Consider the following 11,717-nt stretch of genomic DNA (forward strand, 5'->3'; position numbering starts at 1 on the left):
GGGGTCTTGTCAGCCGCGAGAGAGGGACATGACAGAACAACCGAACATCACCCGCGCAAGCTGGCTCATGGTGGCCACGCTGGGCCTCGTCTGGGGCTCGACATTCCTCGTGATCGAAATGGCCCTCGAAGGCATCACCCCCTTCTGGCTCGCGGCCGGTCGCATCGGGTTTGCCACGCTCCTGATGGTCGCGGTCTGGGGCCTGCGCGGATGGAAACTCTTTGCCACCCCCGCGCCCCGCGCCTGGCCCACCGTCGTGGTGGTCGGCGCCTTAAGCTCCGCCATCCCCTTCATGCTGCTCAGCTGGGGGCAGCAATACGTCACCTCCGGCTTTGCCGGCGTCTCGATGGCCGCGGTCGCCCTTCTGGTCCTGCCGCTGGCGCATTTCCTCGTCCCCGGCGAACACCTCACCCTGCGCAAGGGGCTGGGCTTCCTGATGGGCTTTGTCGGTGTTGTTGTCTTGATCGGCGGCAATGCCTTCCAAAGCACCGGTGCCGCCCTGGAAACCTTCGGCCGCCTCGCCTGCGTCACCGCGGCAAGCTGCTACGCGCTCAGCTCCGTGCTGGTCCGCCGCCTGCCACCGGTAGACCCCATCGGCCTCGCCACGATGCTCTTGGTTCTGGGCTCCGCCATTGTCATCCCCGCAGCCTGGCTGGTCGAAGGCCCACCCCCGATGCCCTCGCGGGAAACGCTTGCCATTCTCGCCGTGCTCGGCCTGATCCCGACCGCCGGGGCCAATCTCCTGCGCGTCCTCGTGATCCGTAGCGCAGGCCCGACCTTCATGAGCCTCACCAACTACCAGGTGCCAATCTGGTCCGTGGTCCTTGGCGCGCTGTTCCTTGGCGAACCCTTGCCCGCCAGCCTGCTCATGGCGCTTGCCCTCATCCTCGGCGGCGTCGGCCTAAGCCAATACGGCGCCCTGACCCGCCTGTTCCGGGGCTGAGCGCTTCTTCTTGGAAAAATACCCCGGGGGTGCGGGGGCAGCGCCCCCGCGTTCACCTCACAGTGCGGCCTCGACGGCATCCACCACGGAATCCACTGTTTTCTCAAGCAAAACAGCATCTTCGCATTCCGCCATCACCCGCACCAACGGCTCGGTTCCGGATTTCCGGATCAACAGACGGCCCTGCCCGTTCAGCGCATGTTCCGCAGCCGCAATGGCCGCCTTCACAGCATCGGTCTCCAAGGGTGTCTGCCCCACGCCATAACGCACGTTCTTGAGCATCTGGGGCACGGTCTCGAAATTCCGCGTCAGGCTCGACGCCGGTTGCCCGGTTTCCGCCATCGCCGCCAGAAACTGCAAACCCGCCATCAACCCATCACCGGTGGTGGCATAGTCGGTCATCACGATATGACCCGACTGTTCGCCCCCAAGGTTGAAGCCGCCCTTGCGCATGGCCTCCACCACATACCGGTCGCCCACAGCAGTCCGCTCAAGCCGCAGCCCCTTGCCTTCAAGGAACCGTTCCAGCCCGAGGTTCGACATCACCGTCGCCACCAGGGCCCCGCCCTTGAGCCGCCCTTCCTGCGCCCAGCGATCCGCCAAAAGGGCCATGATCTGGTCGCCGTCAGCGACCTGCCCGTTCTCGTCGATGATCATCACCCGATCGGCGTCCCCATCCAGCGAAATCCCGACATCCGCCCCATGCGCCACAACCGCCTCGGCAGCGGTGGCCGGGTGGGTCGATCCGCATCCGCGGTTGATATTAAGACCATCCGGAGCGGTCCCCACGGGGATCACCTCGGCCCCCAGTTCCCAAAGCGCCTCAGGCGCGGCGCGATAGGCCGCGCCATTGGCACAGTCGATCACCACCTTCATGCCCTTCAGCGGCACGGCCCGCGTCAAAGAGGATTTGACCCGCTCGATATAGCGGAACCGGCCATCGTCGATCCGCTTGGCGCCGCCAATATTCTTGGCCTGCACCGGCTCGACCCCGCTTTCGATCAACGCCTCGATCTCGGCTTCGGCCTCGTCGGACAGCTTGAAACCGTCCGGACCGAAGAACTTGATCCCGTTGTCTTCTGCCGGGTTATGGCTGGCCGAGATCATCACCCCGAGATCGGCCCGCATCGACGAGGTCAGCAACCCGACTGCCGGTGTCGGCACCGGTCCGAGCAACAGCGCGTTCATCCCTGTCGACGTCAGACCCGCCGTCAGCGCGTTTTCGAACATATAGCCCGACAGGCGCGTGTCCTTGCCGATCACAACACGATGGTTGTTCTGGCCATCGTTGCGGAAATACCGCCCCACCGCCGCGCCGATACGCAGCGCCATCTCGGCGGTCATCGGATAGAGATTGGCGGTGCCGCGCACCCCGTCGGTGCCAAAGAACTTACGCCCCATCGTACACTCCTGTCGTCGCAGCCTGCCACAGGTGCAGGGCCTGCCGTGTCTCTTCTACATCGTGCACTCGCACGATCTGCGCGCCCTGCGCGTACCCTTCCAGCGCCACTGCCAGTGACCCGCCCAGGCGTTTCTCCGGCTCCGGTGCATTGCCGATCACCTTGATGAACCCCTTGCGGCTTGCACCCAGAAGAACCGCGCACCCCAGCGAATGGAACAGGCTCAGACGGGCCAGAAGCGCAAGGTTATGCGCCAGCGTTTTGCCAAACCCGATGCCCGGATCGACAACGATCTGATCCCGGCTCATGCCAAGCCCTTCAAGCATCTCGATCTGCCCCTCAAGGAAGTCGTAGATGTCCAGAAGCACGTCATCATAGGTCGGATTGTCCTGCATCGTCTGCGGATCGCCCTGCGCATGCATCACGCAGACCGGCGCCCCCAACTGGGCACACAACGGGGCAAGTGCGGCATCAAAGGTAAAGCCGGCCACGTCATTCACCATCAAGGCCCCCGCCGCCAGCGCCGATTTGGCGACCGAAGCCTTGCGGGTATCGATACTGATCGGCACATCCATCACGGCAGTCAGGGCCGAGATCACAGGCGTGGTGCGCTGGATTTCCTCAAGCATCGGGATTTCAACGGCACCGGGGCGCGTGCTTTCACCACCGATATCAATCAGCGTTGCCCCCTCGGCCACCATCTCGCGTGCTCGCGCCACCGCCTGCTCAGGGTCGTTGTGCAGCCCGCCGTCGGAAAAGCTGTCCGGCGTCACGTTCAGGATGCCCATGATCTGCGGTTGCGTAAGGTCCATCGCCCCGATCGCGGCGCGTGGCGCGGTGATCGCCGCCAGCGCCTCTTCAGGCACCTGCGCGGCCGCAACGATGCGTGGGGCCGCATCGCGGCTCAGGATTTCAACATGGGTGAACCAGGTCCAGCCACCGGCCAGCGTCAACGCCTCAACGGGCCGCGCGGCATCGGTTTGTGGGATCGCACGATAATAAGTCTTCATATCTGTTGAATGGGCCTTTGCGCCGCGCTTGGCAAGCACCAAGGTCAGCGATTACGCAACGGACAGGCTCCGCATCGGCACTTTGCCGCCTTCTGTTGAAACGCTTGAAACATCCGCGCCGATGAAAACCAGTTCGCAGGCCTCCATTTCCTCGGCCAGCCACTGCGCCAGCGCCATTGCATCGCTGCCCTTTGGGCCGTCCACGGCATCCAGCACCATCTTCGACGGCGCCCAGACACAGGTCTGGCCGTTTTTCATCGCCCAGTCCAGCTCGGTCCAGGTGCCCACCACGAAACAGCGCTGGTCCCGCGCGGCCAGCATCCAGGCGTTCTGTTCAATCGCCAGAAGATCAACACGGCGCTGCGTCAGGGGATGTCCGGTCTGCGGCGCTGCCACCTCCGGCAGGCCGACACAGAAAATCAGCGGCGCATCCGCCCCCATCTTCTCGATCCAGCCACCAAGGTTTTCCGACACCATGGCCTCCTGCGACAGGAACACAACACGCGGATGCGGTTTTTCCCCTTCCGCAACCGCCGCCGAAGCATCGCCACGCGCCCGCACGATCTCGACCCCCAACTCGCCCGACCCACGGTCCAGCTTCTGGATGCGCACGAAGACCCGCGCCGCCTGCGGCTCCAACAGGATACGATCTGCGATCCGTTCCGAAAGGGTCTCCAGCAGGTTCAAACGCTCAGCCGCCAGTTCATGCGCAATCGCCTCGGTCACACGGTCATAGGACAGGATGCGATCCACATCATCTCCGGCATCTTCCTCAAGCGGATAGACCTCGACAACAACATCGAAACTCAGGCGCTGCGTCACACCACGCTCGGCCTGGAACGCGCCGATTTCCACCTCGACAACGTGGTTGCGCAGGGAAATGCGATCCAGGAAATCCGCCCCTTCCGTTGTGGCCGCCCGTTCCTCGGGGTGGCCAAAGGCCAGTTTCGTCTCGTCAGTCATCTCAGTCTCCGCAGTCTCGGATCACAACCATAGGCGTGATGCCCGCCTTTAGCAGGCCGCCAAACGCCGCGCCAGCACCCATTCGCGCCACACCAAACGGAAAAGGCCTGCCACAATGGCAGGCCCGTCCGTGAGTAGTGTTGTGCCCCTGCCCTGAAATCGACGGCAGAACCACGGGTCGTTAGTTTTGGGTCAACCGGGTGGGCTGACGATAGAAGTGGTGCACACCGATGGTGGTGGTCCGCGGGAATTTCCGCGCCCAAGCCGGATTGACCGCCTTGGTGTGATAGTGGGTTGCCCCCGACGTCAGGCCGCGCGGCGCGCCATCAATCATCAGGCGGGCCACCTTGCCTACGCGATCAAAAGCGGCGGGCTCGTGAATTTTCTCGGCGATACCGTCACAGGTATAGGTAAACTGGCACTGGTACTTGCGGCCTGTCCCCTGCTTGATCACCCCGCACAGCGTATCGGGATAATAATCGTGATCCACACGGTTCAGGATAACCTCGGCCACGGCAAACTGGCCTTTCACGCTTTCACCACGCGCCTCGAAGTACAGCGCCTCGGCAAGGCACTGCCATTGCTCGTCGGTCTTAGACACCTTCGGCTGGGCATCCACCCAGGCGCGGCTATAGGTGATCTCGGTCGGGGTCTTCTTGGTCCGCGGTGCAAACATCAAAAGAAAGCGGTTCCCGAAGGAAGGTTTCTTTTCCTCGGCCTGAGTCGTCGTATTCTTGGTGCTGACCCGCGGCGGGACGTCTGCAAACGAGAGTCCGGCTGCAAAAAACAGGGTCAAAACAGCAGTAACAAGTAGTCTCATCCTGAGCCTCATACGCGTCGTGATCGGTCCTCCCAGCCGAACAATCCCGGCCGTATACAGAATCGAGCATACAAGGTCCACCCCAAATTGATTTCGGGGATACAGAACAACAAAAGTGTCAAGCCGAAAGAGAGATTTTTTCGGAAATTACCCGACTTTATCCTGAATCGACAATTGTGCTGCTGCAAGACGCGCCACCGGGACCCGGAATGGCGAACAGGACACGTAATCCATGCCTGCTTTTCGGCAAAACGCGATTGATTCGGGGCTGCCGCCATGTTCGCCGCACACCGAAAGGGTCAGATCGGGCTGAGCATCCCGCCCCCGTTCGGCCCCAAGAAGCAGCAGTTCCCCCACGCCATCTGCATCCAGCGTGTGGAACGGGTCTTCCGGATAGACACCCTGATGCACATAGGCGGACATGAACCGCCCCGCGTCATCGCGCGACAGACCATAGGTCATCTGTGTCAGGTCATTGGTTCCGAAGCTGAAGAAATGACAATGCGGCGCAATATCCTCGGCCCGAAGCGCCGCACGCGGCGTTTCAACCATAACACCAAGCCGGTAGTCGAAATCCTCGCCCTGCTCCGTACGCACCGCAGCCGCCACCGCGTCCACGCGGGTCTTGACCAGCTCCACTTCCCGCTTGGCACTGACCAGCGGGATCATGATCTCGGGAACAACCGCATCGCCATCGCGGCTCGCTTCGATCGTGGCTTCGAAAATCGCGCGCGCCTGCATGTCATATATCTCGGGCACGGTGATCCCAAGTCGAACCCCGCGCATGCCAAGCATCGGGTTGTATTCCCCAAGCGCCTCAACCCGCCGCGTCACATCTGACAAGGGCAGGTTCAGGGCCTCGGCAAGATCGCGCAGGCCGGACCGGTCCGTCGGCAGGAACTCATGCAACGGCGGGTCAAACAGACGAATGCAGACCGGTTGTCCCTGCATGATGCGGAACAACTCGATAAAGTCCGCACGCTGCATCGGCAAAAGCTGTTCCAGGGCACTGAGGCGATCTTCGGGCGCATCGGCAAAGATCATCTCGCGCATCACCGTCAGGCGGCCCGGCTCAAAGAACATGTGCTCGGTTCGGCACAGCCCGATCCCCTGCGCCATGAAGTTGCGCGCGGTCTTGGCATCGGCCGGCGTATCCGCATTGGCCCGCACGCCAATATCCCGCTCATCGTCGGCCCAGGCCATCAGGGTCTGAAACGCATCATCCAGCGCCGCCTCGACCATGTCCGGCGCACCGGCAAGGATTTCCCCCTCGCTGCCGTCGATGGTGATTACGTCGCCCTCCCTGAATTGCCGCCCATCCGGAGCAATCAACATCTTCTTGCGCATCTGGAACCGGATCGAGGACGCCCCGACAACGCAAGGCAAACCAAGGCCCCGTCCGATCACCGCCGCATGGCTCGTGATCCCGCCGCGTTCGGTCAGCACGGCACTCGCCGCATGCATTCCGCGAATATCTTCGGGCGTGGTTTCCCGACGCACCAGAACACAAGCCTCGCTGCGGGCCGCGCTGGCCTGCGCCTCGGCGGCGGAAAACACGATCCGTCCCGTTGCCGCACCGGGGCTTGCCGCCACACCGGTGCCGATCACATCGCGCTCGGCCTCGGGGTCGACCTGCCGGTGCAGCAGTTCATTCAACGCCCGCGGCTCGACCCGCATCACCGCTTCCTGTTTCGGAATGATGCCATCCTTGGCAAGCTGCACCGCGATCCGCACCGCCGCCCGCGAAGACCGCTGGACACGAACACCATCCAGAATATGTACCGCACCATTCTCGATGGTGAACTCGATCTGCATCTCTTCGCGCAGCTTCTCGCGCATCAGCGCGGCGTGCACCTTGAGGTCTTCAAACGCCTCTGGTGCCTTTTCCTCAAGCGACGATCCCCTCGGATCTTTCTCAAGGAATAGCGCTTCGGCACCACTGCGCAACGCATCCCGACCTTGCGACTGGCTCAGGTACCGTCCCGTGATCTGTGGCATGCCCGTGGTCGAATTCACCAGCTGCAACACGCCCGATCCGCACTCCCCATGCCCAAGACCAAGCGCCATCTCCTGCACAACAAGGCCAAGCCCCGCGTCGGCAGGGGCACCCTTGGCCTGCCGCAACAGGCGTGCAGAAGTTCCTTCCCAAGCCCGCGCCATAGAACGCAATACACCCGACAACTGTACCGCCGGGTCCTGCGGAAATGCCTCCTCCGCTTCGTCTTCATACGCCTCAAGCGCCTGCTGACAGATTTCGGGATCATCCATGTCCAGATCATCGAACATGTCCGGATCAAGCCGCGCCACATTGATCGAATAGGACTGGATGAAGCGCGCATAGATCGACCGCGCGGCCGTCTCACCAATCCGCTCGCAAAGCTCAGCATAGCGTTGGTCGTTCATCCCGATATTGAGAACCGCGCCGGGCCCGCCCCAGTCTGGATCTTCCGAAGAGGGCCGCACACACAGCAACTGCGCCACATCCAGAGGTGCCAGCAGGCCCGCCATATCCGGCATCTGCCCAGAGGCAATCCGATGCACCTCATCAAACGACAGCGCAACAGTCGGCGGCACTGGCAGGTCCAGCCGAACAAGGCGCTGAAGACATTTCGCCCGTCCGCCGTGCGTGGCCGTGGCCACCGGCGCTCCGGGGGTAATGAAGGTGATATGGGGGTTTTCTTGCTGCACTGCGGCGCTCTCCTTTGCCACAGCAGCATAGTCGCAATCCCTTGCGTGGCAAGGAAAAGCTGCGACGGCCTACCGCGCGTCAGCGGCAGGCCGTCACCAGATTAGCCCTCGATGAGGGTCAGGTCCGCAACCCCGAGACAGGTCTTGCGGATGCGCGACAGGAGGTTGAGGCGGTTGCGGCGCACGATCTGGTTGTCGCTGTTCACCTGCACCGCTTCAAAGAAGGCGTCGATCGGAGCCCGCAGCGCGGCCATGCCGCCCATGGCGGCCGCGAAATCTTCGGCCTCGATGGCCGAAGAGATTGCCTCTTCCTGCGCATCAAGGGCGGCAAACAGCGCCTTCTCGGTCTCGTCTTCGGCGAACTTCACATCCGCACCATAGGAGTATTCCACCCCGTCCTTGTCTTCGGCCTGGCTGAGAATATTGTTGGCCCGCTTGAAGCCCTGCAACAGGTTCTCGCCATCCTCGGTGCCGAGGAAATCACCAAGTGCTCGCGCACGCTTGACCAGCAGCGTCAGATCATCATTGCCCGGCATCGCAACGCAGGCATCAATCACGTCATGACGCACACCCTGATCGCGCAGGTACACTTTCAGACGATCATGGAAGAACGTCAGCAGATCGCGCGAGGTATCCGGCAGGCGGCTTTTCAACTCTTCCATATGCACCGGCAGGTCACCGTCAAAGGCATCCAGAACCGTGCGCACGGCAGCCCCAAAGACACCATGTTCGGCAATCTCGCCCATCATGTCAGACATCAACCCGGCAGACACCTCGTCCTCGCCATTCTGCGCGATTTCGTGGCGCAGCAATTGCAAATCGAAGTAGGTATCAAGGTTCAGGCGAAGATCATTCTCCAACACCAGACGGATCACCCCCAGCGCCGCACGGCGCAGCGCGAACGGGTCTTTCGAACCGGTAGGTTTTTCGTCAATCGCCCAGAAGCCGGTCAGCGTATCCAGCTTGTCACCCAGAGCGACAGCCACCGACACCGGTGCGGTCGGCACATCGTCCGACGGGCCAAGCGGCGAATAATGCTCTTCTGCGGTGGCCGCGACTTCGGCGCCATGACCCGCTGCCTCGGCATAATAGCGCCCCATCAGGCCCTGCAGTTCCGGAAACTCATAAACCATCTCGGACGACAGGTCCGCCTTGGCGAACATCGCGGCCTTGCCGATCACCTCGGCATCCGCCCCAACGGTCCCCGCCAGCGTCTGCGCCAGCGCGGCAATCCGGCCAATCCGGTCCCCCTGGCTGCCCAGCTTGTTGTGGAAGGTCACGTTTTCCAACTTGTCGAGCCACTCTTGCGCCCCGGTCTCGGCCACGCGCAGGTCGTTCTCCCAGAAGAACTTGGCATCGGAAAGACGCGCGAACAGAACCTTCTGGTTGCCCGCAAGAATGGTCGCACCATTGTCGGCGGTCTCGCGGTTGGCGACAGTGATGAACTTCTCGATCCGGCCCGTCTTGGGGTTCTTCACCGAAAAGAACTTCTGGTGTTCCTTCATCGAGGTCTGAAGCACCTCTGGCGGCAGACCAAGGAAATCTTCGGCGATGTCCCCCATCAGGACAACCGGCCATTCCACAAGGCCCGCGACCTCGGCCAGCAGCCCCTTGTCCTCAACCACTTCCAGACCCTGGGCAAAGGCCATGTTGGTGGCATCGTTCCAGATATGCTCGGCGCGCTCGGATGCGTTCAGGATCACGTGGTCACGCTTCAGCTTGGCTTCGTAATCTTCAAAACCAGTCACGGCAAAACGGCCCGACCCCATGAAACGGTGCCCCTCAGTGGTGTCGCCCGACACGATGCCATCCACATCCATCGGCACCACGCTTGCGCCCGCCTCGTCCGACAGGATGCACAGGATCGAATGCAGCGGACGCACCCAGCGCAACGCACCGGAGCCCCAGCGCATCGACTTGGGCCAGGGGAAGTTGCGGATGGCATCTTCCAGAACCTCGGCCACGATCTCGGCCGCCGGGCGGCCCGGCTTGGTGATCGTCGCAAAGTAGACAGCGCCTTTCGGCGTGTCGCGCTCTTCAAGGTCGTCACGCGTCACGCCAGCGCCGCGCAGAAAGCCTTCGATCGCCTTGTCCGGCGCCCCCACTTTCGGGCCCTTGCGCTCTTCCTTGACGGTCGGGCTCTCGGCCAGCAGCCCCTCAAGCGCAAGCGTCAGGCGGCGCGGTGTCGAAAAGGCATGCGCACCTGCATAGGTCAGCCCCGCTTCGACCAGACCATCGGTCACACGTTTTTTCAGGTCCTCGGCCGCACGCGCCTGCATACGTGCCGGGATTTCCTCGGAAAACAGTTCAATCAGAAGATCGGGCATATCATAGGCCTTCCGGTTTTGGCGGGCAGTTTTCCGGCGCAGGTTTACCGTCAAAGACAACCTCGCCGCACTTGTTGATCTGGTGCCAGACGAACCCGCGCCCGTCCGACATCACGGCAACGACACGGTCGATGCCATATTCGATATTCTTGGTGCCCAGAAAGGCCAGCGCCTCGCCGGTCTCGAGCGCCTTGCCAACTTCCTTGGCGTCGAAACAGCTAAACCAGCCCGGCGCCACAAGTGGCACCGCATGGTCATAGGCCTCGTAGGTCTCGGTCATCATCGGCAGCGACTGGCTCGTGGTGAAACAGGCGCGATAGCGGATCGGGCTTGATGTGGAATCGATGGCCTCGAAATCCTCGTAAAGGATCGCCTCCGGCTCTCCTGTCGCCAGAAGCGTCATTTCAACATCGTCCTGCCCCGACGCGCTTACCGTGTCATAGAATGCATAGACCTGAAGGTAGTACATCGCCACGCCGGCGATCAAAGCAGTTGCCACAATCAACCCCGCCAAAATTTTCCCGGTCACGCCGCGTATCCCCCAGCTTCGGTCTGCACAAAGGCATCGGCGCATTGCTTGGCCAGCGCACGGACACGACCGATATAGGCTTGGCGTTCGGTCACCGAGATCACGCCTCGCGCATCCAGAAGGTTGAACAGATGGCTGGCCTTGATGCACTGGTCATAGGCCGGGTGCGCCATGATGATGCGCTTGCCGGTTTTCGGATCGACATGCTCTTGTGCAAGGATCTTCTCGCACTCGGCTTCCGCCTCTTCGAACTGCTTGAGAAGCACGTCGGTGTTGGCCACGTCAAAGTTCCAGCGCGAGTATTCCTGCTCGGTCTGCTTGAACACGTCACCGTACTTGAGGGCAATCGGCGCGTCCGGATCGTTGAAAGGCATGTCCATCACGTGATCCACACCCAGCACGTACATCGCCAGACGCTCGAGACCATAGGTCAGCTCACCCGACACCGGGTGACAGTCATGGCCGCCAACCTGCTGGAAATAGGTGAACTGGCTGACTTCCATGCCGTCACACCAGACTTCCCAGCCAAGACCCCACGCGCCAAGGGTCGGGGATTCCCAGTCATCCTCGACGAAACGGATGTCGTGCAGGTCCATGTCGATGCCAATCGCCTCAAGCGACCCAAGGTAGAGGGCCTGAAGGTTCGGCGGCGAGGGTTTGATCAGCACCTGGTACTGGTAGTAGTGCTGCAAACGGTTCGGGTTCTCACCATAACGGCCATCAGTCGGACGGCGCGACGGCTGGACATAGGCCGCAGCCCAAGCATTGGTGCCCAGCGCCCGCAGCGTTGTCGCCGGGTGGAACGTCCCTGCCCCCACTTCCATGTCATAGGGCTGCAGCACAGCACAGCCCTTCTCGGCCCAGTAGTTCTGAAGCCTCAGAATGATCTCTTGAAAGCTGCGCGGTTTGCTGTCGGTCGTCGCCATGGCCCTGCCCTCTGGAAAATGCGATTTGTACCTATGCCGACACGGCGGTGGGGTCAATTGCGCCAATGGCCAAAATGGGGGTGCAAGAAGCGCAACATTTGATAAACATGA

Annotated in this window: 9 protein-coding genes; 1 reads left to right on the forward strand and 8 read right to left on the reverse strand. The window is 62.0% G+C overall.

Going from position 1 to position 11,717, the window contains the following annotated elements:
* Nucleotides 1-28 precede the first annotated feature (28 nt).
* Nucleotides 29-943 carry a DMT family transporter gene (locus tag ABWV42_RS07360; protein ID WP_353339566.1) on the forward strand — a complete coding sequence of 305 codons (915 nt, stop codon included), beginning with the start codon at nucleotides 29-31 and terminating at the stop codon, nucleotides 941-943.
* Nucleotides 944-1,000: 57 nt separating this feature from the next.
* On the opposite strand, the gene glmM is transcribed toward ABWV42_RS07360, so the two are convergent.
* The 8 genes from glmM to ABWV42_RS07400 form a co-directional block, all read right to left on the reverse strand.
* Complete coding sequence (gene glmM, locus ABWV42_RS07365; protein WP_353339567.1) at nucleotides 1,001-2,344, reverse strand: phosphoglucosamine mutase; 1,344 nt, start codon at nucleotides 2,342-2,344, stop codon at nucleotides 1,001-1,003.
* Nucleotides 2,334-3,353: a dihydropteroate synthase gene (folP, locus tag ABWV42_RS07370; RefSeq protein ID WP_353339568.1), complete on the reverse strand. Its 1,020-nt coding sequence runs from the start codon at nucleotides 3,351-3,353 to the stop codon at nucleotides 2,334-2,336. The genes glmM and folP overlap by 11 nt, the downstream gene beginning before the upstream one ends.
* 51 nt (nucleotides 3,354-3,404) lie before the next feature.
* Nucleotides 3,405-4,316: a dihydroneopterin aldolase gene (locus ABWV42_RS07375; protein ID WP_353339569.1), complete on the reverse strand. Its 912-nt coding sequence runs from the start codon at nucleotides 4,314-4,316 to the stop codon at nucleotides 3,405-3,407.
* Between the two features lie 181 nt (nucleotides 4,317-4,497).
* Entirely contained in the window at nucleotides 4,498-5,148 is a 651-nt protein-coding gene (locus ABWV42_RS07380) for a cell wall hydrolase (protein WP_502930953.1), read from the reverse strand.
* Between the two features lie 135 nt (nucleotides 5,149-5,283).
* The gene (gene ppdK / locus ABWV42_RS07385) at nucleotides 5,284-7,824 is read right to left on the reverse strand and encodes a pyruvate, phosphate dikinase (RefSeq protein WP_353339571.1); all 2,541 of its coding nucleotides are present in this window, start codon (nucleotides 7,822-7,824) and stop codon (nucleotides 5,284-5,286) included.
* A gap of 101 nt (nucleotides 7,825-7,925) precedes the next feature.
* Nucleotides 7,926-10,151 carry a glycine--tRNA ligase subunit beta gene (gene glyS, locus ABWV42_RS07390; protein WP_353339572.1) on the reverse strand — a complete coding sequence of 742 codons (2,226 nt, stop codon included), beginning with the start codon at nucleotides 10,149-10,151 and terminating at the stop codon, nucleotides 7,926-7,928.
* 1 nt (nucleotide 10,152) lies between these two features.
* Nucleotides 10,153-10,680: a DUF6446 family protein gene (locus ABWV42_RS07395; protein WP_353339573.1), complete on the reverse strand. Its 528-nt coding sequence runs from the start codon at nucleotides 10,678-10,680 to the stop codon at nucleotides 10,153-10,155.
* The gene (locus ABWV42_RS07400) at nucleotides 10,677-11,606 is read right to left on the reverse strand and encodes a glycine--tRNA ligase subunit alpha (protein WP_353339574.1); all 930 of its coding nucleotides are present in this window, start codon (nucleotides 11,604-11,606) and stop codon (nucleotides 10,677-10,679) included. The genes ABWV42_RS07395 and ABWV42_RS07400 overlap by 4 nt, the downstream gene beginning before the upstream one ends.
* Between the last annotated feature and the right edge of the window lie 111 nt (nucleotides 11,607-11,717).

Origin of the sequence: Pelagimonas sp. KU-00592-HH (assembly GCF_040369695.1) — a bacterium.
GTDB lineage: Bacteria > Pseudomonadota > Alphaproteobacteria > Rhodobacterales > Rhodobacteraceae > Shimia.